The sequence below is a fragment of the Planctopirus sp. SH287 genome (assembly GCF_056500625.1).
The window spans coordinates 3,306,153-3,331,555 of record NZ_CM151403.1; the positions used below are offsets into that span (position 1 = coordinate 3,306,153).

The window sequence follows — 25,403 nt, forward strand, 5'->3', positions numbered from 1 at the left end:
TGCGATCCTGATTGCAGACAGGCAGAGGTTTTACAGCACCAGTTCGATCATTGAGAAATCGTCGGCAAACTGGGAATGACCTTGCCAGCGTTGCAGGCTTTCACGAATGGCGGACACTCTGGCGACTTCATGATGACGGGCATTCTGAATGGTCTCGGTGAGTCCCTGAACTCCCAGTTGATTCCCGCGTGGATCATCAATTTCAAAAGCCCCGTCACTGTAGATATAGAGACGTGCCCCTTTTTGAATCCGAATGCGTTGGGCCGAGTAAGGATAGTCGGGCGAGACACCGATCATCAGTTGGTCTGACCTGAGCGTTGTGCAGGGGCCATCAGGGCGTTGCCATAACAATGCCGGCGGGTGGCCGGCCGCTCCATATTCCAGTTCCCGGCGTCCTGTGTGATAGACGCCATACCACAAGGTGAAGAATTTTTCGTTGTGCTCATCCATCGGGAAAGCGGCATTCATCCCGCTCAGTACCGATTCCACATCAGTAAAGCAGACCCCGGGAAGTGCCTGACGTTTCAAGGCACTGAAGGCGGAGACCGAGAGTAACGAGGCCCCCACACCGTGGCCGCTGACATCTAACAGATAAATAGCCAGTTCGTCTTCGCTCAACCAATGGAAGCCAAACAGGTCGCCTCCCAATGCGGAGCAGGCCACGAGTTCGTGATCCGAAGAAATTAAGCCGGTGAGAGGTTCTGGCAGCAGAGAATGGACATAAGCCGCAGCATCATTCAGTTCATGTTGCAGTTGAGCCTGCGTTTCGAGAAGTTGACCGCGAACTTCCAATAACTGCCGCTGACTGGAAACCAGATCCATGAGCTTTAACTGCTGCTCAGCCAGATGTGCCAATTCATGCAGCGGCCCCACATCGAAATTCAGTGGGTGGGAAACCGTATCAGCCATGCAAAGAGTTCCGACAGCATGACCGGTAGGCCCCAGCAAACGGATTCCCGCATAGAATCGCAGGTACGGAGAACCAGTGACCATGGGGTTGTCACTGAATCGTTCATCCTCAAGCATGTCGGGGACAATCAGCGGTGCAGCTTGGGCGATCGCATGCCCACAGAGAGAGATATCTCGGGGTGTCTGGATGATCTCCAGGCCAATCTTCGCTTTGAACCATTGGCGGTCTTCATCGACGAGCGAAATATAGGCGATGGGGACTTTATAGATCGCGCGAAGTGTGCGGACGATGGAGGTGTACCGCTCATCGGGAGGGGTATCGAGCAAATCGAGGGAACGTAGCTCTTGCAAGCGTTCCGCTTCGTTGGAAATCGTCGGGGCCAACTGCATGCTCTGAACCTTTCACGCCATGTGCGTTGATCAGGCTAAGAGGATGGAGAATCAGGCCGCAGTCTTCAAGGGCGAGAGGGCTGATGGCTTGTGACAGAATTGGCTGCACTTCAATGACGATCAATCGGATTAGTCGCAACGTCGGGGCGAACATCCGTGCTCGACCCGCGCTGCCTCATCAGCACCTGTCCAGAGTGGAAGTCCGTCCCCACTTTAGCCAGGCGATTTCCAGCCATGCTGCCAATGCTTGTCACAGCTTGATTTTTGAGTTGTGTGCCCGAGTTGTCTGCCACTGGCTCCGCCAGTGCGATAAAAATATTGCCCGAATCAGAAGTTGCACTGGCAGAGCCAGTGGCGCGCGATGCTCACTCTGTGCGAAAAAAGCTGTTTGCAAATTTTTGTGAATGCGAAGCGTTTGCTTCCCCTGACAATATTGAATGGGTTTTGACGTTCATTGATCGTTCGGGAAGCGCTGCCAAGTGATATTGGCAGCGCTGCTCCAAACGATAATCGCTGTCGTATGACCAAACTTACGCGGCGAACTTCTGTCGGCCGGTCATTGGAATCACAGCTGGCATGTTGCCGATACGGCAAGCCCCGACGAACTCCTGGAAGAGTTGCATATCGAGGGCGCTGGCGGTGTCATCTTCTGGGTGCCACTGCACGCCGACGCAGAACCACTCGGGATCGGTCGATTCGTAAGCTTCAATCACGCCGTCTGGTGAGTTGGCTGCTGCGCGGAAGCCCTCGGCCAGATGGTTTACGGCCATATGGTGATCACTATTGACTCGGATTTCCCCAGGGCCATAGACGTCCCAAACGCGAGTTCCTTCGGTGATTTCAATGATATGACGGTTGCACTTTTCGACCGAATCACGGTGGTGCAGAGCGCGAGGCACTTCTTCAGGAACGTGCTGGAAGATTGAACCGCCGAGAACGACGTTGAGCGTCTGCATCCCGGAGCCGATCGCGAGGATGGGCAACTTCATTTCGACGGCCAATTGGCAAAGCTGACGGTCAAAATCTTCACGTCGCTGAGGCATGGGGCGGGTGTGCGGATGTGGTTCAAGCCCCAGGCGAACGGGATCAAGATCATGGCCGCAACCGGCAAGCACCACACCATCCACCGTTTCAAGCAATTGCTTCAGGTCGTCGGTGTTTTCCAGCGGTGGAATAAGAATGGGAAGGGCACCAGCGGCTGTGACCGAGTCGTAGTAGCCAGTATTAAACCAGCTGAGAGCAGGGCCATCTTTTTTCTTCGAGCGGAAATCTCCGTTCAAAAGAACGACTGGCTTGGAGTTGTTTTCAACAGTTTTCTTGCTCATGGCACGTCCTTGTGCAAAGACCGACTTTCGTCGATCTGGTGATTGCTGGCACTTCCCCCCTTAGGAACGCTCAGCACCGGGCATCGAATCCATTCTGCCTCATCAGCGTTGCTGACCTTCGTTGAGAAAAAAGGCTCACACCAAATTTCTCGCTTGAAGAACCAACGTCATCCTCATCAGATCCACTTCAAAAACACCCCCATACCAAGCCAACAAACTGTCAGTGATGGCCCCCGCCATCGTCGTGACAATCGCACGTTGAGAAGAGTATGCTCGGATGTGTTGTTGAAATTGACTGGCTGAAACTGCCGTTGATGGCAATACAAATAATTACACTTTCGGCAGACTGCAACGATTTCGACGATTTTGCGGCTTATAACGATCGGGGACACAACATCTTGTGCCTCACCGATGAGAGTGAATCTTGCAGAGCAGGGCTTTGGCAGAAATGAAACCCTCAGATCCGGCTGACCACGAAGGAAAGAATCTCCTTAAGTTGCTTTCCAGAAGTAGTTTAGAGACTTTTTCCCTGGGAGAGTTTCTTGGTCGCTCAATTGAAGGGCGATTGGCTTTGACCCTTTCTGGCCAGTTGGGAGCAGGAAAAACCACCTTGACCCGCGGGGTGCTGCAAGGACTGGGAGGGGAATCTGATGATGTTTCCAGCCCGACATTCACGCTGATTCATGAATACGACGCCCGCTGGCCGGTCTATCATCTGGATACATATCGATTGAAGAACCCGGCCGATTTTCTGGCGCTGGGAATTGATGAGTTACTGGCGGATGACGCACTGGTGATCATCGAGTGGCCAGAGTTAGTGGCGGAACTGCTTCCTGCAGATCGCCTGGCTTTGGAAATCACTCATACAGGGGAAGAATCACGGGCATTTTCTGCGTTGGCCAGCGGCCCGGTTTCAGAGGCTGCGCTCGACCGCTGGCGAAACCATCTGATGGCTTCTGATCAGAAAGACTGCCTGCTACCGCCTGAGTAAATAACGGTGCTCAACTGTTAAAAATCATCGTTCATTACTCAGTAATCGCAGGATGCCAGTAGATATCCACGGGTTTGAAACCCGCTTCAGCCAGGGCGTTGGCCAGGCGTGCTTCGGCACTGGGGCGTGCTGATCCTTTACGGTAGATTTTCACGCGCGGCCCTTCTCCTGTCGGTGGCGTCTGGAGCGCCAACTGGATGATCTCATCAAGAGAAACAGACGCCGGCAAAATGGCATAGGTCTGTGGGTCACGCAGGTGATAGTTCACGTCATCGATAATGATGTCAAGCACTGCCGGCACGGGCCTGTTGTTGGTCAATCGGGCGTTGTCGGCGTTCTGGCTTCCCCCTTCCATCGCAGCGGGCTTGACTGGTGTTTTTTCGTTTTTCCGCAGTGTTTCGTTGACTTCTTCGCTTGTGACTCCGCTTTGCTGAGTGGAGATCTGCACGCCGGTCAGCTGACCTCCCCCCAGGCCGAATCCTTTGAGCCAGCCACTGATCCACATGCCGAAAAGAATTCCACCGGTCGCTACGACTCCCAAAGTTCTTCCCACTTTCATGGTGTGATTCCTTGCAACAATCAGAGTTTTAGCAAACGACCGGTGAGGGCCGGTAAGAGATGATGGCCGACCTGGATCTGCCGAAGCCGTGGGATTCGATCAATAATCTTCCCAGGCTTTCCACCACCATTCCTGCCACTGTAGGGGGAGTTGAGAGTTCTGTCTGCGCGGAAAGTCAGTCACCGGGACGAGTTATTGCCACTGGTCTTTCCCCAGAAGATGTCGCTGAGCGTTCAGCAACTGGAAAGCGGGTGGTTCTTTTTTCAGAAGTTTTGTCAGTTGAGAGGCGGTGCAGCCGAGACGATCGGCCGCGCGACCTGGCTCCCAGAGAACATCAGCAAGCACATCCAGAGCTTCAGCCAGAAGAATGGCAAAGTCGAAATGGTCTTCTGACACGACGATCCTTCCCTCTTTCAGACGCTGTTTCCAAAGCTCTGACGGGGCTGCCTGGGCTTGTGCCTCGCTGCGAATTTCCAGAGCCAACCGGAGGCGCAGCCGCTTCAAAGCGACCCGTTGATTGTCGGCCTGGCTGCGCCGCTCGCCGGCATGGGCTTCAACTCCGGTCGGGTCGTGCTTCAGAAAAATACCGGTTTCCACCTTATTGCGATGCTGGCCGCCTGGCCCCGATGTTTTTTGTCGTCGAACCGAGCATTCCCGCAGAAGTTCATCGGGAAGCAACAATACCGGGTGTTTCCAGGGGGTGTTGTTAGTCGTCATGTGCTGATTTCCTCGGGACATTCCCCTCTGATGCCAACCTTCCAGACTTTTTATGCGACTGATCTCTGCATGGAAAGTTCATGCTTCGCGGGATGGCGTGAGGCTGCGAAGTTGAGTCTACTGTGCAGGGCAGTATCGCTGACTTTCGAGAGGGCGTTGTTCGATAGAAAGTTTTGCCTTAAGGCGACTTCGTCCTGTTAAGGTTGTTGAACTTGTCTACAGGTTCGTTGGCCTGCCCGCGACCCATTGCTTAACCTGTCAATCCCGAATTGAAGCTCCATTAGCTAACGGCCTTGCAATCAAGGATGGTGACGTTTTGGCTCCGACACCGACAGCCCCCGAACCTGTAACGATGAATCTCGACGCATCACGAGATTTGGCAAACGGCGTGGGAACTCTTCCCTCGACCAATCCCTCGGGTCTGGCGTTTCCTTCGGAGCGTCCTGTCGCTGTTCGGAATCAATCCAGGCCATTATCGCTTCCTCCCAGTGCCATGTTTGCGCTGATGGTCGCTGCGGTGCTGCTTGTTGTTTATTTCGGCGCATGGACTATCACGGCTCGCTGGTCGACATTGACGCGAATGACGTTCTTTGTGGCGATTGGCGTGCTTGTCCTTTTCAGCATGCAGACACTTGTCGAAGAGTGGATTCGCAAGCGCTCTCTGGCCCATCGAATGCCTGTCTTTCAACGCAACAGAATCCATATCCCCCGTGAAGGGTTGACCTACCTGGGGATCATGATTGTCCTGCTGGTGGGTTCGATGCTTGGCCAATCGAACATGATGATGCTGGTGTTTGCGGTGATGGCCGGGCCATTTGTTCTGAATGGCTGGACAGCTTTCACGGCGTTACAAGGCTCACGGGTCTCGCGGACAGCACCCAGGCGTGCCATGTGCGGAGAACCCTTCAGTGTGGAAGTGACTTACTTCAATGAGCGTCCACTCCTTTCTGCATGGATGATGCTGGTTCGTGATCAGGTGCGGGCTGTCAAAACACGGCAGGAAGGAATTGAGTCGGTTGCCAGCGTGTTATTTACGCGGGTCGGCCCCAAATCAACTCAGGTGGCCCATTATCGTCTGCGTCTGGGGCACCGGGGACGATTTACATTTGGCCCGCTGAGTGTTGCCAGTCGGTATCCCCTGGGGCTGATTGAACGCGGGTTGATCGTCAATGCTTCGGCAGAGATCCTGATATATCCCATGATTGGCCGCCTGCACCCGCGGTGGAAACGTGATCTGGTCGGCGCCTCGGAACTGGTCACGTCCAGCCAATCGAAAGGGGGGATTTTCAACGATGATTTCCATCACCTGCGGGAATACCGCATGGGCGATAATCCCAAGGCGATTCACTGGCGCAGTTCGGCTCGCCGGAATGAATTGATCATTCGGGAATTTCATCAGAATCGGGAGCACCATCTTTCTGTGGTGGTGGATCTCCATATTTCACAACATCCCACCCCGCAAGAACTTCATGAGGTGGAACTGATACTGAGCTTTGTGGCGACTCTCTGCGCCGAGCATTCACGCACCTGCCGTGAATCCACGGTGCGAGTGGCGCTTAGCGGTTTAGATGTCCACGTTTATGAAGCAGCTGCCTCGCCTGCGAATCTGGAGTTTTTGCTCGATCAGTTGGCCTTGGTCGAACCTGGCTCGGCAACAACGACAACAGCGATGCTGGCAGAGGCTCAGCGTATGGCGAGCGGGAATACACGATTAGTGCTGGTGACTTCTCGTCTGCACGGCAAGCCAACGTCACAGGATCTTCTGCACGCGCAAACGGGCCGTGCACAGATTATTCATATCGATGCCACAACTTTCCCTGGCCTCGTCATTCTGGACGAGTCACCGATGATGAACGGTGAGCAAATTGGTGAAACGGGCGCGGAGGAAGCAGAACTGGTTCCGATGGAAGACGACTGATCGCTTTTTCTCTTCTGCTGGCCAGTTGATGATCCTGCGATCATCAACTTACTTGCGTGCTGGTTTTCCGGTAGCCTCGCCTGAATCGCCCTGAATGAACCGCTCTTCGCGATAAAACATGGCATAGGGGATGAAGCCAATCGCTGCGATCAGCATCAGGCCCGCGAAGAACCAGTAATAAGAACTTCCTTCGAGCATTGAGGTGCCGTCTTTGCGGATGATCAACATGTTGACGACAGAGGTCAGCATATTTCCGGCAAACACGGAGACTAAATACAGCGACATGATGATGGACTTGAGCTTGTTCGGCGCCTGCGTGTAGGAGAATTCCAGGCACGTTGTCGAGACGAGAATTTCCGCTGAAGTGATGATGGCATAAGGCAGGATCAGCCAGAGCACCGACGGAACAAACTTCTGGTCAATTTCCATCTGAATAAAGGCGCTGGCAGCAAAGGCCAGTGCAGCAAGAAATAATCCGATGGAAACCCGACGCAGCGCCGTGAGCGTGAAGACTTTGGAAATTGCCGGAAAGAGTGCTAAATCGAACAGCGGAATAAACAGCAGCACGAACAGAGGATTAAACGTCTGGGTTTCATCAGGAAGCATTGTCCACTTCCAGGAACCCCAGCGGAAGATGGTGAGCTGCATGTGAGTCGCCTGCTCGACCCAGGTTGACATCGTCTGATCAAACAACGCCCAGAAGACCACAATGAAGGCAAAAAGTGGCAGCAATTTAGAAATGGCTTTCCAGGATTCTTTGCTTTTAATGACTTCAAGAAACTCTTCACGTGCCGGAGGAACATGGACATACCGGTTTCTCCCCAGCCAGAAAATGAAGGTTGCGATCAGCATGAGCACGCCGGGCAAACCGAATGCGACGTGATGGGCCAGAGTTGGGGAGAAATGCGGGAAGAGTGCTTCCTGCCACGAAGCAGGAAGAAAGCCAAGATACTGCGCCCCATTTTCGGGGGAGAGAAACATGTCGCGCATCCGGGGAATCATGGCCATCGACGAGAGGGCACCCACATTGATCACAAAATAGAACCAGCGAAAGACACGGCTCATCAGATGCTGGTTGCCACGTCCAAACTGGTCACCCACATGGGAAGACACGCAGGGTTTGATCCCCCCCGCACCAATCGCAATGAGTGCCAGGCCCAGCCACAATCCATTACGGCCATCGATAGTGGCCAGTGAAAGATGACCCAGGCAATAGGCCCAGGACAACCACAGGATGACGCGGTACTTGCCCAGAAGAGCATCGGCCAGTGGCCCGCCGATGATAGGAAAGAGGTAGGCCATGGCGACAAACAGATGCACCAGCGAGGTAGCATCCTCTTTAGAGTAAGCCGCCGACTGTCCCGAAGCATCTACGATATAGCGGGTGAGATACAGATACAGAATGGCCTTCATGCCATAAAAGCTGAAACGTTCAGCGGCTTCGTTCCCAATGATGAACGGAATACCGGGAGGCATGGTCGTTAATGTTTGATCGGGTGAGATCCGATGAGCCGCAGTCATGAACAATCCTGATCAATGAAGAAGCAATTCGGCTGGGGCCAAGCGGGTCAATGTTCCAAAGCAGTGGCCAGAGAATCCGTCAGGATTCTGGTTCCCGCCAGGGAAAGCTGATTCGCACAGAGATGAACCACATTGAGAAGAGAAATCGTCGAGACAAAAGCCGAAGTGGCACCACCCCTCTGTCCTGACAGATTGTTGAGCTTGTCCGCAGGCTCGTTGGCCTGCTCAAAACTCCTTGCTTAACCTGTCAAATCAGAAGGGAAGCTCCAATAGGCCACCATCAGGGACGAACGCCCCATAGACATGTCCGAACACGCTTACTCTCTGAAACTATCGGCAAAACAGGCAAACCAGGAGACTCTCCCTTGGGGGAGACACCAAGTTTCAACCGGCATTCCGATACGACTCAACGCAGAAATCGCCGATATGACGACATTTCCCAGACTGCTCAGGCTAATTAGCCGTGCGACTGTAATCAATCTACTAGATCCGTTGCGTCAAACGGAACAGCAGTGACAGCGGGCAGTATGGCCGCTTTTTCCCGGTTTTACCGCACAATCCTTATTTCTGAAAAAATCAGAATCGCAGCAGCACGCAGGGGGACTTTAAGCAGATGTGTGAGGATTGTTCTCGGCCAGTCGCTGCCGGATGTAGGCGGCCCGCGCGACGTTCCGCTCGGCCGACTCAAGTTTTTGATGCCGCAATTTCTGGAGATGGGCCGGTTGTGTCTGAATGAACAGTTCATTGACGGTGGGGATTTCCACTTCGTCAATCAGCCCCAGATTCACCCCCATGCGCACACTGCTCAGCAAGTGCATGGTTTCTTCGGAACTGATGGTCTGTGCGTTCTGGAGAATGCCAAATGCTCGAGAAACCTGATCGTGCAGTGCCTGCCGGTTTTCTTTAACAAGCGCTGTGCGGACTCGTCGTTCATAACCCAGGATCTGTGCGACGACATCCTTGATCGACTTAATAATGTCGGCTTCGCTCTTGCCCAACGTGACCTGATTGGAAATCTGGTAGAAGTCGCCCATGGCCTGACTCCCTTCCCCATAGAGGCCGCGCACCGCCAGCCCGATTTTTTGAAGCGCCTGAAAGACTTTCTGGATTTCTTTGGTCGCGACCAATGCGGGAAGATGAAGCATGACACTCACCCGGATACCCGTGCCGACATTGGTCGGGCAAGCAGTCAGATAGCCGAACTGAGAGTCAAACGCATAGGCCACTTCCTGTTCCAACAGGTCATCAATTTCGTTGATTTCATTCCAGGCGGCATCGAGATCCATCCCGCTGCGCAAGACCTGCATGCGGAGGTGGTCTTCTTCGTTGACCATCAGGCTGACGTTTTCTTCATGGGAAAGCCCGACGCCGCACTGGCCATGGTCTTCGGCCTGCTCGCGGCTGATGAGCTGCCGCTCAACGAGGAATTGTCGGTCGAGGGGTTCGAGGTCACTGATTCGTAAATAAGTGAGTGGCCGCTTGGCCTGAAGATGTTCAATGCGGCTGCGCAGAAAATCTTCAATCTGAGCACGCACGCTGTCGCTGGCGCGGTTCACAAACGGGAACTCTGCGAGATTTCGTGCGAGGCGGATCCGGCTTGAGATCACGATATCGGCGTCTGGCCCTGTTCCTCGCAACCATTCACCGCTGCGTTGTGTGAGGGCATCGAGATCCACGGTCTACCTCTTCTCAATGAAATGTCGTCGCGATGAGAGTACCGGTTGCATTGCTGCGGCTGTGATCTCTGAATCGCGGATTGATGGCTGGTCTGGATATAACAAGTGAACGGGATTAAAGAAAAAACTTGCTGCTTGATATTTGCAAACGGAGCGATTTCCAACGATCAAAAGTGAGAAAAGGTGTCAGGAATCGACGGCGGTCGAGGGGCTTCTCAGTTCTGCTTCCACTTTACGAATCTGATCACGAATGCTGGCGGCCTGTTCATATTGCTCCTCATCGATCGCCTCTTTTAATTGCAGCTTTAAGCGAATGAGGTCGAACTGCTGGCGACTGGCATCTGGCTGACGGCGGGGAACTTTGCCCACGTGCTGAACTTCACTATGGATGTTCTCGATCAAACGGGAAAGTTCTTCGCGGAAATGTGAGTAGTCATGGGCGCACCCCAAGCGGCCCTGGCTGCGAAACTCCTTGAATGTGATGCCACAGTTGGGGCAAGGAGGCTGCTCATCGGGAATCGTCTCGCTGGCTTCCGCTTCGAGATCGTCAGTCGCTAACCCGGAATCGAGATCTTCGGAATCAGGTTCCGCCTCGTGTGACAGATAATCTTTCGCGCACGATTCGCAGAGGTGGTGAGCATCGACAGCACCATCATGAAGCTCAGTGATATGAAGAACTGCGGGCTTTGAACACTGCTCACATTTTTTCATGTCTTAGCCCCCCTGCGCGAAGCCGGGAGGGTTCACCTCATCCCAACATCACGCAAACTTCAATATCGACACACAACAGGCCAATGACCAACCCACAAACCGTCTGTACACTTCAGATGACCATGACACTTCGGCTCATTGTGGCCTGGTATGAATCGTGGCGTTTCAAAGTGCGAAGACGTAAGTGATTTCTATTCAACAGGTTTTACACAGATTGCTTGTCTGTCGAAAGCCATCGAATTCTATCTTTCGCAGAATCAGTGTCAAGGTGGGGAGCTTGGAGCAACATGGTTCCAACTCTTTGCTGTTTGAGGAGTTTCGTTCGATTTCCATTGGCGTTAAGATCAATCGTCGGTAAAGCCGGATTTCAGGCGGGACAATACTTTTCGTTTTGCGTCCATGTGGTGGCCCAACTGTCGTGCGTTTCCTGCTGTTTGAGGCGAATTCGCGAACATTTCTGCTTCGGGGCGACTCCCTGAATAGAACCTGAATAGAAGCGGTGAAAGAGAAGCGGTTTGCCGTTGGCCTTATGTTGGCTTTATTTAACTGTCAGTGTTCAGCGTCAAATGACCAGACCGAATTGATCAGCGATTGTTTCACTCCTCCGGGTGAGATGCTCTGTTGTTTCACGAAAGAGATTCATGCCTTCCAGCTCGATTCCCAGTCAGAATCCAGGTTCCGTTCAGAAACTGGCATCCGCCCCTGTCGCCACCGAATTGCCGTCAGGGTCTCACGATCCTCACTGGGATCAGTTTGAACAACTGGCACGCGGAGCCGTTGAGCAGTATCAATCGTTGGCAGCAAAGGCGGCTCAGGCTCAGCCAGCGGCTCTTCCTTTTGCCGTGATGGTTCCTGTCTATCGCCAACTCTTCAGCGACACGCTGACTCCAGTCAGTGCTTATTCCCGCATGCGACGAGAGGTTGGCTCCTTTCTTTTTGAAAGTGTTGTCGGAGGAGAACGCGTCGGACGCTACAGCTTTTCCGGCTCTGACCCGTTTCTGACGATCAGTGCTTCAGGAGAGAATGTCACGATCACGACTGATCCGGCCCGCTGTCTCGAGCAGCCTCGTCGGTATGTTTCTCAAGACCCTCTTGGGGAACTGGAAGAACTTTTGAAGCGGTATCCTGGCGTCCATCTTCCGGAACTTCCCCGGTTTATTGGCGGAGCCGTCGGGTATGCCGGCTATGATACGGTGCGCTATGTCGAGCATTTGCCGAATGCGCCAGAAGATGACCGTCAACTGCCCGATCTGGTTTTTTCACTCTATGACCTGATGGTGATTTTTGATCACATCCAGAAAACGATTCTGGTCGTGGCTCATGTTCCTGTCTATGGCCGAATCAGCCGGGCTGACTATGACGCGGCCTGTGAACGAATTGACCAGTTGGTTGAACGACTCTCTCAACCCGATCAACTGATGATTGCCGATGTCAAACCTCTTGGCCCGGTGAGCGATGGTTATGAGTCAAATTTCTCACAGGCCGGCTTTGAGCAGATTGTCGAGAGGGCCAAAGAATATATTCGCGCGGGGGATATCTTTCAGGTGGTTCTGAGTCAGCGACTCACACGAAAGACAACGGCTTCTCCTTTAGATATCTATCGCTCATTACGGGTAGTTAATCCCAGTCCGTTCATGTTTTTTTTGCAGACAGAAGACTCCTGCCTGATTGGCGCCTCTCCTGAAATCATGGTGCGTGTTGAAGAAGGCGAGACGACAATCCGCCCCTTGGCCGGCACGCGCAAGCGGGGAAAAACACCTGAGGAAGACCGTGCTCTGGAAGTCGAGCTTTTGGCCGACGAAAAAGAACTGGCCGAGCATATTATGCTCGTCGATCTGGCAAGGAATGACGTGGGCCGCGTGGCGAAGTTTGGATCGGTGCAACTGTCTGACATGATGCGCGTGGAGAGATACAGTCACGTCATGCACATTACGTCGAATGTGTCTGGCCAGTTGGCATCGGGAAAAACGCCACTGGATGCACTCCGCTCAGGACTTCCCGCGGGGACAGTTTCTGGCGCACCGAAAGTGCGTGCCATGCAGATCATTGATGAGCTGGAACCTCACCGTCGGGGGCCATATGGCGGGGCGGTCGGATATATTGATTACTCAGGAAACCTTGACACCTGTATTGCACTCCGCACGCTGGTTGTTAAAGACGATGTGGTTTACCTTCAAGCGGGTGCGGGGATTGTTGCTGATAGCGTTCCCGCTTCGGAGTATGAAGAAACGCTAAACAAAGCCCGCGCGCTTCTACGAGCAATCGAAGTTGCCGAGAAGCAATTAACCCGCTGAATGACAATTCGATAACTGTGTTTCAGTGGCCATCGGACATTCCGAAGCCCAGATGACCGTCTGTTGCTGATCAGGAACTTCTCATGGCGATGCACTGTTTCATTGTTTGGCCGGCCCGGATTTCGTTTCACACGCAGGCCTTTGCCTGCATGGCGATTCTGTTCTTTGAGAACGTTGGAGGCGTGCATCTGGCTGCTGCCTCTGAGCCGGCTTCTCGCCCCAATATCATCGTGATCATGGGCGATGATATCGGGTACTCAGATATTGGCTGCTTTGGCGGAGAAATCGAAACGCCCACATTGGATCGGCTGGCACAGAACGGGCTGCGGCTCTCTCACTTTTACAACACCGGACGCTGCTGCCCGACCCGGGCGTCACTTTTGACCGGACGATATCCGCACGAAGTGGGCATTGGCCACATGATGGAAGATCGCGGGTTGCCGGGGTATCGGGGTGATCTTTCACGGGAAGCTCCGACCATTGCCGAACGTCTGAAAGCTGTGGGCTACAAGACGGCTGTATTCGGCAAATGGCACGTGACCCGGTTTGTGCGTCCCGATGCACCTTCGCATAACTGGCCCCACCGCCGTGGGTTTGATGTGGTTTACAGCACCTTGGCGGGAGCCGGAAACTACTTTGATCCCGCAGCTCTCGTACGCGGCGACACGATGCTGAATATTCATACGGATAAGGAATATCCGGCTGAGAATTATTATTACACGCATGCCATCAGTGATCACGCTTCCGCTTTCATTCGCCAGCACCATCAGCAGGGCCAAAACAAACAAGGGCAAGGCAATGAACCGTTCTTTATGTATATCCCCTACACCTCTGGGCATTGGCCGCTACATGCTCCTCAGAGTGTTATTGAAAAATATATTGAGCGTTACACCAATGGTTACGATTCAATCCATGCGGCTCGTCTAGCCAAGTTAAAAAGGCTGGGGTTGTTGCCTGAGAACTGGCAGCCTGCGCCACTGGCCCGTGACTGGGGGAAAGTCGAAGACAAAGCCTGGGAAGCCCGCTGCATGGCGACCTATGCGGCTATGATCGACTGTATGGATCAGGGGATTGGTCGGATTGTTCGCGCGCTGGAAGAGACGGGCGAAATGGAGAATACCTGCATTTTCTATTTGCAGGACAATGGCGGGTGCCAGGAAGAAATTGGCCGGGGGCAGCCGGGAAAGAACAGTGCTAAAGCACAAGCAGCCGCTGATAAAGTCCAACCCTTACCCAAAGAGCATATTTTCCTGACCTCACGTCCAGCGCAAACGCGCGATGGTCGGCCGATTCGTCAGGGCGTGGGTGTGATGCCTGGCCCGGAGGACACTTTCATCGGATATGGTCACGGCTGGGCCAGTGTTTCCAACACACCGTTTCGGGAATTCAAACATTTCGTTCATGAGGGCGGGATCTCGACACCACTGATCATTTCTTTTCCCAAGCAGATTCAGGCAGTTGGTCGAATCGATGCGACGCCGGGACATCTGATCGACCTGATGCCCACTTGCCTGGAACTGGCTGGGGTGAAGCCTGAAGTGGTGACCGATCCTGTTTCTGGGAAGGATTCAACGTCGCTGTTAAATCGTCCGTTGCCGGGGGTTAGCCTGCTGCCACTGTTAAACGCTCAGTCGGTGACTCGTCCTGCGTCATTATACTGGGAACATGAAGGAAACCGGGCTGTCCATGCGGGAAACTGGAAGCTTGTCGCTAAAGAGAAGGCCCCTTGGGAGCTTTATGATCTGTCAAATGATCGGGGTGAGCAGAACAACCTGATCGACAAGAAGGCAGAGAAAGCTCAAGAACTGCAGGCGGGTTGGAATCAGTGGGCCGCAGAAAATCAGGTTCTCCCTCTGGGTGGTTTTCGAGCCAAGGGCACTGATAACACAAAAGCGACAGGTAATGGTCAGGGCAAGAAGAAGGCCAGGAAAGCCGCTGCGAAGCCTGCTGATTGAGAGCACGATGCACTTTTGCTGCCGGCCATGATTCGCTTCGCCGGCAGGGTGCCTGATCTGGCAGGTTGGGGCAGCTCCCTCTTTCGATGAACCGCATGTGTGTGCAGCCCACTCCGGTGTTGATGCGCCTGGCGTTAATGCCAATTGAATAGACGAAATGCGATTTGTTGATCTCAGCGATTCTGCCTGACTTCTAGGCGTTGCCGGTACAGACAACGCACAGATCAACAGATCGTCAATCGTCTTCTTCAAGAGATTTAACTCATTACGTGGCAACGCTTAAAAACATTATCTACATCCTCGGCCCATCTATGGCACGAATCCTGCTAAGTCAGAGATTCCAGAAAATGTTTATCAAGCCTTCATCAAATCCTGATGTTGGATTGATTAACTACGACAACCCCCATGTGGTGGCCCTGCTTTGATTTCCTGCCTGATGTATGCCCGCCGATTTTGCTGACAACAAAGATCCTGCTCTTTGAATTGCCAGCCCCGCCTTCTTTTGCTACTGACCGGAGCATTGAATGTTTGCTTCTCCTGCTTCAAACAGAATTTCCACAACAAGTGGGAATGGTGCCAGCCGACCGGGAACCGAGGCTCCGTTCGGGCCTTCAGGACTTTCACGATTCTGCCTCTGGGGACGTGAAATCCTGGCGATCAGCCTGATGTTGACCCTTCTCATCCTGATTGGTTCCAGCCTCACACAGCAGGCTCCGGAAAGCGAAAAGGTTCTGGCCTCTAACTCGGAACAAGGGGTTCTTCGTCTGTATCCTGCCGAAAGACAGGATGCCGTCTGGGTGGTGCGATCCACCGGCCCGATCCGCCTCATCTCAGTGACCTCAGGAGATGTTCTGAAGTCATTCGAGGTTCACAGCCGAACTTATCCCTCGTTCGCAGCCTCGGAAGATGGTGAGAATTATCTCAGTATCACAGCAACGGGAGTTCCCTCAGCCTGGCACCAGCGCGATGGTGAACTCTGTCAATTTGATGTCGGTGAAGTCTTCAAGAATCGTTGGCCAGTCGACTTTTCTTTCTCGTCCCTTAACAGCCGGTTGCTGGTCACGATGGTTGATGGAGCTGTTGCAGAATATGAAATCTGCGACAAAGAATTGAGCCTTGTCCGGAACATCTCCAGCGATGCCTTTATGGCGCGCTACTCCAAAGACGGTCGCTACATTGGAGTGACGCGGACAAGTGGCCAGATCGATATTCTCGATGCTCAATCGGTTGTGACCCTGAGAAGTATTAATGAGTGTCAGGATCGGGGAATCAGTTCCGCGTGGAGCGATCGTGGGCAGTTCGCGGTGGGATATCTCAATGGTTCTGTGCTCTGTGTTGATCCCTCTCTTGAGGAATTCGCTGTTTGCAAAAAGGTCTCGACAGAACAGATTTCGACGGTGGCCTTCAGTCCGAATGGCTCAGTATTGGCCGTCGGAGGATTTGATAAGAATTGCCGCCTTCTCAATACCGAAACATTAGATCAAATCCGGGTTCTTCACGGGCATGCCGGGCCTGTCCGCCAGGTCTGCTTTGTCCACAAAGGAGAACGCCTCCTGACAGCAGGTCTGGATGGACAAATCAAGGTCTGGGGAGCATTCGGAAGCGAACCAATCTACGAACTGGAACCCTAACCCCCCCTTGCGGGGTTTGGGCCTATCGGCCGGGACGTGGGCGAAGACCCGCAGGCTCGTTGGCCTGCTAGCCAGCCGTTCATCCGCGAATGGGTCTTACGCCGCCAGGGCGGCGGATATTAATCGAGTTGGTACATTGCGATTCGCTTCATGCACCCTACGTAGTAAATGCCTGGCGATAGATAGTCGTTTTTTATGTAGTGAAGATCTATTGAAAAAAGTCTTCAATTGTATTTCTTGATCGACCAGGGTTAAGGAATCATCTGGGCTGAGATCACCACGACGTGGAAGGTTTCGGTGGGTTGGCCCTCCTTGAAGGTGAGAGTCTGATAGCCGCCGACTATCATCGGAGTCCCCGATGTCAGCGGAAGTGTGCTCTTTACAGTATGAGTTCGCCGCAAGGGTTGTGAAGCCGGTGACGAGTTGACGTCAGCTTCCTTTAACGGCACCGGGGGAAGAGTCGATTGCTCCAGCGAGAGATCCGTCACTATCCGATCCCCCTGGACTTTAGGCGTGACACGGATCATCGTGCCGATCAGTTCCTGCTGATAATTGACGGCGAACGCCGGAGTGGGGATTCCATCACGGCCACTGCGCGAGAAGCCACTTGGCGTCCGCCCCACAGGAACCAGCAAGGCTTCACCATCGTGCCAAGAGGCTTCCTGTCCACTTCCCGTGACAAGTTCTGCCTGCGTGATCGAGGTGATTTTTCCAGCGTCTTCCAACTGCTTCAAACGTTCCATCGAAGGAAAGAGCAGCTCCGATTTCGCGTCGTCCTGAGAAACGGCACCCTCTGTGATCTGGCTCTTATTAAACGCCATGATCTTGACCTGCAGTCTCACGAACTGTGTGGGGATCGCTAAAACCTGGAGACCATAAGCATTCGTGGGCTGGAAAGAAGGGGCCTTAAGCAGTTGTCCCTGCTCACTTCGTACTGGAGTCGGAGCTTGACTGATCGCAGGCTCAGTCTGAGGGGGCTGGGCATGGGCGAATCCTGAAAAGAGGCTCAGGATCATCAATCCGGCGAGTGAAGTTGTTCGCATTTGCCGATTCCTTGGAGAGGTCTATCGAGATCTGCCGCTTAGCCTATCAAATCAAATTCAAGGCTTCACCAGCTATTTTTCAGAACGCCGTCTTGCCGTGAGAGAGCGTCAGCGCGTTTTTTTTGACGTTTTTTATTGATTGGCCATCATCATGCCATGTCTTTATTGAGTCGTTTCTTACTATTGCATTGTCAAAGTATAAAATTCAGGTCTCTTCTGTTGTTAAGTCTGACAACGGAGGACGTTGCGGCGACATCAACCCGAAGACAAAGCCGTAATACGGCACGATAAAAGTTTGAATGGTACGTACATTGCTGTGAGTTTGGTCGATATCACTCACCATGGGATGGCGAATTACCGTAACTCCAGTGGCAAAGCCTGTTGAAATTTCCGCAGAAAGGGTAGGCGTTGGCCATGCTTGAATTTGCAGAGCAAGCGTGGGGCCTCTTCAGCAGAGGATTCGATGGCAGCGCGTGGGACGTGTTGGCGCGAGTCACACTGTCTGCTTGCCTGATTGTGATTCTGTTGCAGCTGATCACCCTGTGGTGGACGCGCTGGGAAGACCGGTTTCTATTGCCCAAATCGCTCAGTCTTTCAGTGTTAATTCATGTTTGTCTCGGCTTGGGCTGGGCGACGGTGCTGGAGCTAAGCTTCGCTCCTCCGCAGTCAATTTCTGCCGAAGATCCTTTTGTCGTTCGCGAGATCCTTGTGGATCAACCAGAGACCGGCAGTGACGAGCAGCTTCCGGTCATGGCTGACAACCTGGCGGCAGTGGGGGCGGCTCAGCGGTTAGCACGACCGGCACGTTCCCCTCAAACAGCATCCCCGCAGGAATCTCTCCCCTCGATAAAACCTCCTCTGGCTTTGTCCGAACTCATGGAACGGCCAGTGGACAAGACAGTGCCTCTCATGGCGATTCCATCGGTGAAGACTCAGCCAGCGCCACAAGAGATCATCTCACCAGAAGCGAGATTTCCTGAAGCACTTGCCCGTATTCCGGCTCCTTCCATCGAGCCTGATTTCGCGAAACCGTTGGCGATTGAGCCGCCGGCGACGCGATCAACACCGTTTGCGAGAAGAGATCTCACACCGGGGAAAGCCGCAATGCCTGTATCTTCCCAAGAAGAAACTCTTCGTAAGCTCGCAAGGCCAACCAGCCCGACTCAACAGCCGCAGGTCGCGAAAATCCCATTGATTACCGAAGCACCGCCTTCGATGACGATTCCTTCGGCTGCCCCTGACCCGCGCCCTGAATTGCCGAAAGAACGCCCTTTGTCAAATTCTCAGGCCATATTGCACGGGGTGGTGAAGGATCTTGAGACAGGGCAACCGCTGGCCTCCGCGACGGTTCGTCTGGATCTGGCCAACGGGCGACCCACAGTCACTCGTACCGACGAAAACGGAGTCTATCAACTGGAACTTTCCGAGATGCCGGAGAACGTGGCGGTCAGTGCGGCACGGCTGGGATACGTTCCTGAAGCGAAAAACCTGCGAATTGCCGCCGCGTCAACGCAGTCGCAGCGGCTGGACTTCACTCTCAAGGCTCAGAGCGAAAACGTGATTTCCATTGAAGAGACCCCGATCGTTCATCACTTGGGGAACGATCAGTTTGAGGGACGGGAGAACAGCCAGTTTCAACGACCCTCCGAAGGTGAGTCGTTCTCTGTGCGATTTCCCGTGACCAGAGAACAGCGATCCGGGAATTTTACCAAAGCGGCTGTCACATTCCTGGCGAAAGGGATTCAGTGTCTTCCCCAAATCCAGCTCAATGGCCACACATTGACTGATGGGTTGACTCAGTCTCCGGGAGATGGCTCTTTCAGCACGATGATTTTGCCACTGAATCCCCAATGGTTACAGGTGGGTGAGAACGTACTGACAATTCGAGCCAGCAATTGTAATGGCGATCTGGATGACTTTGAGCTTGTCAATCTTCAAGTCCGATTGTTTCGATGACTCGTCACATCTTGAGGCGCCTCTGTTGCGCGAAGCGACAGCATGGTGAGTGACGTTCACTTTCCCACAGCAGGCGGTGTCCGCAAGCTGCTGCTGCGATCTTCGACTCCAGTGACGGTGTGTAACGTTCCCATGAGTGATGCGCGAAGCATCGGCCCATGCCCCAAGCCGGGGAATTCGCGATAAGTCACTTCCAGGCCGGGAACGTTTTTTAATCGTTCGGCCAGGCTCATTGCTGAATCAGGGGGGACAGCACGAACACGCGCCATATGGGCTGCCACACGCGGGTCATTGAGATCACGCGGGCCAAAATCTCCCACACGCTCAGAGCCACCCAGGTGAATCAAAATTCGGGCGGGGTGACCGGCATTGTGAGCGATAAATTGATCCGCTTCCTTCAGAGCAGCCCCCTTTCCCCACCACAAGGAAGGACTGCTGGCTGCATAAGTCTGAAATGCTCCCGCTCTTGTAAAGAGGGTGTGCAGTGTAAAAAGACCGCCGTAAGAATGGCCCCAGAGAGTCTGCTGAGCAAGATTCAGCGGCACACGCTGGACGACCTGTGGACGAATTTTCCGCTCGATGATTTCCAGAAAGGCTTGCGCGCCGCCGGTGAATTCCTGAGGCGTCGTTGCTGGTTTTTCTGCTTGAGTTGCGGGTGTTTCTGCTGGAGTCAATTGAGGCGTGTAGTCACGGGTACGAGCGGGGGAATCAATGCGCAGATCATTATCATACCCCAAAAAGACCAGCACATGAGGCACCGGCTGTTTGGCCAGATCTTCCAGAAGTGAGGCATCAAATTCCGCCAGAGCGGCGTTGCCGTCCATCATCCAGATTGAGGGAAACCCTTGATCCGGGGCTTGCGAGCGCGGAATTGCCAATTGTACGCGCCATGTCCGCTGCCCATCGGCACTGGAGACGGTGAATCGTTCAAACCGGTAATGGGGAGACTCCTGATCAGCGACAGTTGTGCCAATCTTCTGTTGAAGATCCCGCTGCTGGGCCTGAGATGGCACACCAAGCGCCAGCAGCGTCATCCCGACAGTTACATAAACCAGAAAAAATCGACTAACAAACCCATGGAGAGGCAAGACGGTGAAGACAGAGGCCGACATGCGTGAGCTTCCGATAATGAACTGACAAGAGGAGAGGTCAGCCTGTGTCAACAACGGCTCAGGATCCCGTTGAGAGCCTTCCCGGCAAGGCTCTCACTTGCAATTCAACGTCCCGCCCTCCACTGAGTTTGTCAATGCTTAATCTCTTTCCAGGTTGGGCGCATCGTTAGTATTCGCCAACCGTTTCCCCCCCATTGCGAGTTCCCAGGGCTTTCTGAATGTCTCTGGAGATGTTTTCCGAAAAGAATTTGACAGATCCATCGCACAACACCCCATGAACACCCCCCGTGTGGTAACTGGAAAATGTGACTCTGGTGGCCGCTGAATCCATGGTTGTCCCCGTGATCGGTTGGAAATTCAGTGGCATTCCAAACGATCCCACAAAAAGTCCCGCTTCGTTGGCTTTGGTGTGGCGACCGATGGCTAAGTGATCATAGGTGTGTGTGGTGTCCGTGCCGGCTCCTCCCCGCACCCATTCCGCGACAAGAACCGTGTTGCTGGTGCCATCCGTGATGTCGCTGAGTCGTACCGAACTCATGAATGACAAGACGCCGTTGTATCTCCCGTCGACACAGCAGTTATCGTCTAAATGTGAATTATGCTCTGTTGAAGCGCCGCCCGTGGCTGTTGAACCTACTGTTCCCGATGAATTCCCCCCGTAGCTGATTCGTGACTGATTCCAGGTCGTGGATGTTGTGTCTACCATTTCTGTGACCGAAACGCGTGCGCTGTCTGGCGAGGAAGGACACTGGAGGCTAGGCAGTAATGCGTCTAACGCCGGCTTGTTTGTCCCTGTAAAACTGACAGTTAAGTTGAATGCTGCCGGGAAGTTGATGCTGTTATAGAGTGGTGACTGATCAATATAGGGAAGGATCATACATGACCATGAAACCGCTGGACGAACGTCAGCATCAGTTGGCCCTTTGATCTGGATGAATCCTGGAGGCAACCGGTTCAGCGTGTCGTGATAGTTATGCAGCGCAATTCCAATTTGCTTTAAATTATTACGGCATTGAGTCCGACGGGCTGCTTCACGGGCTTGCTGGACTGCCGGAAGAAGCAGTGCAATCAGAATGGCAATGATTGCAATAACAACCAGCAACTCTATCAGGGTAAACCCTTGTTTTGATGGGTGGTGCGGAGTGTTTTTCATAGTAGTCCCTTAATGAAAATTAAAAACAGAAAGGCACGAATAGAAAGAGGTGATAGCTATATCCAACGCAGACAGGTTGACTTAGTTGATGAGCTGAGTTTCAAGCGTATCATCCCCAGTTACTGCCGATCGAATTTAAGTAAGCCGCTTTTGATATGTCAACGACCTTCTTCACCAGAGAGCTGCGTTTTTAATGGATTTCAGTGCATTGACGCACTGGCTGTTAGTGCTGTCACTAGGCAGCATGGTAAGCCTGCTATGCGAGACTGGGATTCTACTGCCTGAAGGTTGATTAGTGAGGGATCTCACCAATCAATACACGACATCGCAATCAGGCCGATGGTGGACAGACAGCAGATGACCGCATAAGGGACGCCATATCCCGGGATCTTCCGTTTCATGCCCAGGTTGGCAGGAGGCGAAGACATGGGAGCGTCGACCGGGTTCCATAATTGTCCCCGTTCATTCTGATAGCTCGTCCGGTTTTTATTGAGCAGCCAGAGTGCCAGTCCGCCGCCCATCAACGCCAGCAGCAATTGCAGGAAATTCATTCCCGTTTGTGTGGTTTCCAGCATTTCTTCCTGGCCAGCCAGCAGCTTCGTCATTGTGACCGAGATGGCGTTATTAACAAAGTGTAACCAGACCGGTAGCCAGAAGTTACGGGTTGTGTAATAGATCCAGAAGAGGGCCATTCCTATCGGGAAAACAGCCAGGACATGCAAGGGGTGCATATGCACGATGGCAAACAGAAACGCTGTCACCACCATGGCTCCCACAACGCCCAGGCGAGGTAGTAGCCCTCTCGTCAGCAGTCCACGAAAAACCAACTCTTCACTGATTGCTGGAGCCACAGCAATCACAAGTAGCATCAAGGGAAAACTCAACATCTGTGAAATCTGCTGAAGCATGGCAACGGCATTCATTTGATCAATGAACTGAATCCATTCGTATCTCTCGCTTAATAACTTCCAGGGGATCGAGCCGAGCTGATAGGTGAAGTCGGAAACGACACCTAATGGAAGAATCAGGCACGTGACAAGTAACCATTGATAGCGGTTGGGTCGTTCAACATTGAGTTGCCGGAACATGCTCCCGCCCATGCGAAGGCGAACGGCAAAAATAGTAACCAGCACCATGGCCCATTGTTCGCCGCCTAAAAGAATGGCCTGACCTGTCGGCCCTAGAGTCGTATATTCCTGAAGCAGTTTTGGATCACGGATTTCCAAAACGGTCACGCCCCAGGCAAGCGACCCCATCACCACAGCGATGGCAAAGAGAATCCCTAAGACGAAGTGGCTGAAAAAGACACCAATTGTCCAGACGATGGCCTCCCACAAGGCTGGCCCGCGAGGCCTGGCATCGCGCGGGAGTTCATTGGCCAACGGATTGGCATGAGGATGTTCTGGTGGCAGATCGGTAAGAAAATCGACGACTTCACTCGGAAGATTTTTCTCAATGGGCACGGCCAATTCGCCAGCACTGATGTTGGTTGAGTGAGAAGCAGCACTGAACTGGGGAGGCTGAGGCGGGAGAAGAGAATTTTCACCGCTTAAATCGTCTGTCATTGAGTGAGAACTCCCCTCTGATCCGTTCTGATTAAATGATTGGCGCCGCTGAGATGAGCGACGTTTTTGACGTGGAAGATTTCCCGTCACGAAGAAAGTACCTTGCGCGGCATGGTTCCTGCTATTCTTAATGCTTGGGAAATTGCGGTCACGGGGATCACACAGGTCGGGACATTCATCAACTCCCGGCTTTCAGTGCCTGAGAGGAAGCTATTGATGGAACAGCCAGCATCACCTGCACAGGGCATGTCGCCTTCGGAAAATGCACGAATGCTGGCGGCTATCTTCTGTCCTGATTGCCGCTTTACTTTTGAGCTTCCCGTTGCGGGGGAAAATCACTTCACCCCTGACGACGGGAATTCCCGGCAGGCATCCTCCCTGGCCTCAAATGTGATTCAATGCCCCCGCTGCGGGTTAGAAGTGGGGCATACCCATTCGCCCAATTGCAGCACTCACCTGCATCTCGAAGGTGAGCCGCCTGCCATGAATCAGCGGGTTGCACCGCGTCCGCTGACGAAAGCTTCAAACGAAGTGGGCATTGACCATCAACTGATCGGCAAAGAATTTGGCCCCTACCAATGCGAGGCATTGCTCGGTGCGGGGGCGATGGGACGGGTTTATCTGGCCCGGCACCGTGTATTGAAACGATTCTGTGCCATCAAGATTCTTCCTCCGGCACTCGTGGCTCAGGATCGGGAATTTGTCGATCGATTTCATAATGAAGGTCAGGCGGCTGGCGCGCTGAATCATCCGAATATCGTCGCCATTCATGCGTTGGGAGAAATTGACGGGCTGCATTATCTCGAGATGGAATTTGTCCCCGGAATGTCGATCCGCAGTCGTCTGGATGATGAAGGGGCGTTTGCCGCCACACGCGCCACTTCGATGCTGCTACGTATTGCCGAAGGGCTGGGAAGTGCTCATCGTCAGGGGATTCTTCATCGGGATCTGAAACCAGACAATGTGCTGCTGACCCATCAGGGGGTTCCCAAAATTGGCGACTTCGGCCTGGCGCGACGCACAACGCTGGAAGGTTATGCCACTGGCAAGCGAGAAATTGTTGGCACGCCCCAATATATGGCACCCGAGTTATTTCGGGGAGACCCGGCGACCCCTGCCAGCGATGTCTATTCACTCGGCGTTCTTTATTATCAACTGCTCACTCAGCGGCTCCCATTCCCGGCAGAGAATATCACAGAGCTGATTCTGCAAATCTCTCAGGGGAAATGTCCTGCCGTTCGTAGCCTGAACCCCCGGATCACGCTGGAGATGGCCGAAGCCCTTCATCAACTCATGGACCGTGCTTCCGGCAATCGTCCTCAATCAGGGATTGAAGCAGCTCGCTTGCTGGAGGCGATTCTCGGGCAGGAAGTTGATCTGGATTCTTTGGTTGCAGAAGCGTTCCAGCACCATGCGAACGTTCGCTGGTCACGGCATGGAACAGAAGGATTCCGGGTGGATATCGATCTTCCCGGTGGACGAAAGCAAGCCGCCTTTATTGAGCCAAGCGAGCACGCAGCGGTTGACCGTTTAGTCACGATCTCCAGTATCTGTTGTGAGGCGACCCCGACCTACTATGAAACCGCGCTCCGGCTCAATGCGGAAATTCTGCATGGTGGCTTAGCGATTCGGGAAATCGACGGTGTGAGCGTGTTTGTCATGCTCGACACTTATCCTCGTTCAACAATCGACCCGGAAGAAATCCGCCGTAGCGTGCTGGAAGTCGGCTATCAGGCCGACGCGATCGAAAAGCTACTGACAGGAGCCGATCATAACTGAGAAGTTTGGGGTATCCCTGCGTCCCCTACCAACGAGCCGGAAGCGTCAGCGACGGACACTCGCATTAGCAATTTCGCAATCGGCAGCGAGAGGAATTCAAGAAAAATGTTTCGGTTCGGAGAGGTGTTGAAGATGAACTCGTGGCGGCGGAGTGATTAATAGGTCATGTCCGTCGCTATCGCTTCCGGCTCGTAATGC

19 protein-coding genes are annotated in these 25,403 nt (G+C 53.4%); 7 read left to right on the plus strand and 12 right to left on the minus strand.

Annotation, left to right across the window (positions count from 1 at the left end; translation table 11 throughout):
* Nucleotides 1-30: 30 nt before the first annotated feature.
* The 3 genes from SH287x_RS12255 to SH287x_RS12265 form a co-directional block, all read right to left on the minus strand.
* Nucleotides 31-1,299, minus strand: coding sequence for a PP2C family protein-serine/threonine phosphatase (locus tag SH287x_RS12255; protein WP_479514599.1), 1,269 nt, complete (start codon nt 1,297-1,299; stop codon nt 31-33).
* 110 nt (nt 1,300-1,409) lie between these two features.
* Nucleotides 1,410-1,535 carry a hypothetical protein gene (locus SH287x_RS12260; protein WP_479514600.1) on the minus strand — a complete coding sequence of 42 codons (126 nt, stop codon included), beginning with the start codon at nt 1,533-1,535 and terminating at the stop codon, nt 1,410-1,412.
* Between the two features lie 294 nt (nt 1,536-1,829).
* Nucleotides 1,830-2,624: a gamma-glutamyl-gamma-aminobutyrate hydrolase family protein gene (locus tag SH287x_RS12265; RefSeq protein WP_479514601.1), complete on the minus strand. Its 795-nt coding sequence runs from the start codon at nt 2,622-2,624 to the stop codon at nt 1,830-1,832.
* A 448-nt stretch (nt 2,625-3,072) separates the two neighbouring features.
* Between SH287x_RS12265 and tsaE the strand changes: the two genes are divergently transcribed.
* Complete coding sequence (gene tsaE, locus SH287x_RS12270; RefSeq protein ID WP_479514602.1) at nt 3,073-3,615, plus strand: tRNA (adenosine(37)-N6)-threonylcarbamoyltransferase complex ATPase subunit type 1 TsaE; 543 nt, start codon at nt 3,073-3,075, stop codon at nt 3,613-3,615.
* 34 nt (nt 3,616-3,649) lie between these two features.
* Here the strand turns inward: tsaE and SH287x_RS12275 are convergent, their stop codons facing one another.
* The gene (locus tag SH287x_RS12275) at nt 3,650-4,174 is read right to left on the minus strand and encodes a hypothetical protein (RefSeq protein ID WP_479514603.1); all 525 of its coding nucleotides are present in this window, start codon (nt 4,172-4,174) and stop codon (nt 3,650-3,652) included.
* A 192-nt stretch (nt 4,175-4,366) separates the two neighbouring features.
* Entirely contained in the window at nt 4,367-4,891 is a 525-nt protein-coding gene (locus SH287x_RS12280) for a peptide chain release factor-like protein (RefSeq protein ID WP_479514604.1), read from the minus strand.
* A 316-nt stretch (nt 4,892-5,207) separates the two neighbouring features.
* Here SH287x_RS12280 and SH287x_RS12285 point away from each other — a divergent pair, with 316 nt between their 5' ends.
* Nucleotides 5,208-6,809, plus strand: a complete 1,602-nt coding sequence (locus tag SH287x_RS12285) for a DUF58 domain-containing protein (protein ID WP_479514605.1) — start codon at nt 5,208-5,210, stop codon at nt 6,807-6,809.
* A 48-nt stretch (nt 6,810-6,857) separates the two neighbouring features.
* On the opposite strand, the gene SH287x_RS12290 is transcribed toward SH287x_RS12285, so the two are convergent.
* From SH287x_RS12290 to SH287x_RS12300, 3 genes are all read right to left on the minus strand, one after another.
* Nucleotides 6,858-8,330 carry a POT-type proton-dependent oligopeptide transporter gene (locus SH287x_RS12290; protein ID WP_479514606.1) on the minus strand — a complete coding sequence of 491 codons (1,473 nt, stop codon included), beginning with the start codon at nt 8,328-8,330 and terminating at the stop codon, nt 6,858-6,860.
* A gap of 605 nt (nt 8,331-8,935) precedes the next feature.
* Nucleotides 8,936-10,006, minus strand: a complete 1,071-nt coding sequence (locus SH287x_RS12295; RefSeq protein ID WP_479514607.1) for a protein arginine kinase — start codon at nt 10,004-10,006, stop codon at nt 8,936-8,938.
* 186 nt (nt 10,007-10,192) lie between these two features.
* Nucleotides 10,193-10,717: a UvrB/UvrC motif-containing protein gene (locus SH287x_RS12300; protein WP_479514608.1), complete on the minus strand. Its 525-nt coding sequence runs from the start codon at nt 10,715-10,717 to the stop codon at nt 10,193-10,195.
* Between the two features lie 845 nt (nt 10,718-11,562).
* Between SH287x_RS12300 and trpE the strand changes: the two genes are divergently transcribed.
* From trpE to SH287x_RS12315, 3 genes are all read left to right on the plus strand, one after another.
* The gene (gene trpE, locus SH287x_RS12305) at nt 11,563-13,011 is read left to right on the plus strand and encodes an anthranilate synthase component I (RefSeq protein WP_479518705.1); all 1,449 of its coding nucleotides are present in this window, start codon (nt 11,563-11,565) and stop codon (nt 13,009-13,011) included.
* Nucleotides 13,012-13,094: 83 nt separating this feature from the next.
* Nucleotides 13,095-14,966 carry an arylsulfatase gene (locus tag SH287x_RS12310; RefSeq protein WP_479514609.1) on the plus strand — a complete coding sequence of 624 codons (1,872 nt, stop codon included), beginning with the start codon at nt 13,095-13,097 and terminating at the stop codon, nt 14,964-14,966.
* A gap of 524 nt (nt 14,967-15,490) precedes the next feature.
* Nucleotides 15,491-16,597, plus strand: coding sequence for a WD40 repeat domain-containing protein (locus tag SH287x_RS12315; RefSeq protein ID WP_479514610.1), 1,107 nt, complete (start codon nt 15,491-15,493; stop codon nt 16,595-16,597).
* 251 nt (nt 16,598-16,848) lie between these two features.
* Here SH287x_RS12315 and SH287x_RS12320 read toward each other — a convergent pair whose 3' ends face one another.
* The gene (locus SH287x_RS12320) at nt 16,849-17,640 is read right to left on the minus strand and encodes a hypothetical protein (protein ID WP_479514611.1); all 792 of its coding nucleotides are present in this window, start codon (nt 17,638-17,640) and stop codon (nt 16,849-16,851) included.
* 414 nt (nt 17,641-18,054) lie between these two features.
* On the opposite strand from SH287x_RS12320, the gene SH287x_RS12325 reads away from it, so the two are divergent.
* On the plus strand, nt 18,055-19,596 hold the full coding sequence (locus SH287x_RS12325) for a carboxypeptidase-like regulatory domain-containing protein (RefSeq protein ID WP_479514612.1): 1,542 nt from the start codon (nt 18,055-18,057) through the stop codon (nt 19,594-19,596).
* A 56-nt stretch (nt 19,597-19,652) separates the two neighbouring features.
* Here the strand turns inward: SH287x_RS12325 and SH287x_RS12330 are convergent, their stop codons facing one another.
* The 3 genes from SH287x_RS12330 to SH287x_RS12340 all read right to left on the minus strand — a co-directional run bounded on the left by SH287x_RS12330 (nt 19,653) and on the right by SH287x_RS12340 (nt 23,426).
* Nucleotides 19,653-20,708 carry an alpha/beta hydrolase gene (locus SH287x_RS12330; protein ID WP_479514613.1) on the minus strand — a complete coding sequence of 352 codons (1,056 nt, stop codon included), beginning with the start codon at nt 20,706-20,708 and terminating at the stop codon, nt 19,653-19,655.
* Between the two features lie 166 nt (nt 20,709-20,874).
* Complete coding sequence (locus SH287x_RS12335) at nt 20,875-21,861, minus strand: DUF1559 domain-containing protein (RefSeq protein ID WP_479514615.1); 987 nt, start codon at nt 21,859-21,861, stop codon at nt 20,875-20,877.
* Between the two features lie 305 nt (nt 21,862-22,166).
* Nucleotides 22,167-23,426 carry a CPBP family intramembrane glutamic endopeptidase gene (locus tag SH287x_RS12340; protein WP_479514616.1) on the minus strand — a complete coding sequence of 420 codons (1,260 nt, stop codon included), beginning with the start codon at nt 23,424-23,426 and terminating at the stop codon, nt 22,167-22,169.
* 66 nt (nt 23,427-23,492) lie between these two features.
* Here SH287x_RS12340 and SH287x_RS12345 point away from each other — a divergent pair, with 66 nt between their 5' ends.
* Nucleotides 23,493-25,205, plus strand: coding sequence for a serine/threonine-protein kinase (locus tag SH287x_RS12345; RefSeq protein WP_479514617.1), 1,713 nt, complete (start codon nt 23,493-23,495; stop codon nt 25,203-25,205).
* The last annotated feature ends 198 nt before the right edge of the window (nt 25,206-25,403 follow it).

Coding starts and splice junctions, on each gene's coding strand:
- SH287x_RS12255 (WP_479514599.1), bottom strand. CDS start 1,299: ATGCAGTTGGCCCCGACGATTTCCAACGAAGCGGAACGCTTGCAAGAG.
- SH287x_RS12260 (WP_479514600.1), bottom strand. CDS start 1,535: ATGGCTGGAAATCGCCTGGCTAAAGTGGGGACGGACTTCCACTCTGGA.
- SH287x_RS12265 (WP_479514601.1), bottom strand. CDS start 2,624: ATGAGCAAGAAAACTGTTGAAAACAACTCCAAGCCAGTCGTTCTTTTG.
- tsaE (WP_479514602.1), top strand. CDS start 3,073: ATGAAACCCTCAGATCCGGCTGACCACGAAGGAAAGAATCTCCTTAAG.
- SH287x_RS12275 (WP_479514603.1), bottom strand. CDS start 4,174: ATGAAAGTGGGAAGAACTTTGGGAGTCGTAGCGACCGGTGGAATTCTT.
- SH287x_RS12280 (WP_479514604.1), bottom strand. CDS start 4,891: ATGACGACTAACAACACCCCCTGGAAACACCCGGTATTGTTGCTTCCC.
- SH287x_RS12290 (WP_479514606.1), bottom strand. CDS start 8,330: ATGACTGCGGCTCATCGGATCTCACCCGATCAAACATTAACGACCATG.
- SH287x_RS12300 (WP_479514608.1), bottom strand. CDS start 10,717: ATGAAAAAATGTGAGCAGTGTTCAAAGCCCGCAGTTCTTCATATCACT.
- trpE (WP_479518705.1), top strand. CDS start 11,563: ATGGTTCCTGTCTATCGCCAACTCTTCAGCGACACGCTGACTCCAGTC.
- SH287x_RS12310 (WP_479514609.1), top strand. CDS start 13,095: ATGGCGATGCACTGTTTCATTGTTTGGCCGGCCCGGATTTCGTTTCAC.
- SH287x_RS12315 (WP_479514610.1), top strand. CDS start 15,491: ATGTTTGCTTCTCCTGCTTCAAACAGAATTTCCACAACAAGTGGGAAT.
- SH287x_RS12320 (WP_479514611.1), bottom strand. CDS start 17,640: ATGCGAACAACTTCACTCGCCGGATTGATGATCCTGAGCCTCTTTTCA.
- SH287x_RS12325 (WP_479514612.1), top strand. CDS start 18,055: ATGCTTGAATTTGCAGAGCAAGCGTGGGGCCTCTTCAGCAGAGGATTC.
- SH287x_RS12330 (WP_479514613.1), bottom strand. CDS start 20,708: ATGTCGGCCTCTGTCTTCACCGTCTTGCCTCTCCATGGGTTTGTTAGT.
- SH287x_RS12335 (WP_479514615.1), bottom strand. CDS start 21,861: ATGAAAAACACTCCGCACCACCCATCAAAACAAGGGTTTACCCTGATA.
- SH287x_RS12340 (WP_479514616.1), bottom strand. CDS start 23,426: ATGACAGACGATTTAAGCGGTGAAAATTCTCTTCTCCCGCCTCAGCCT.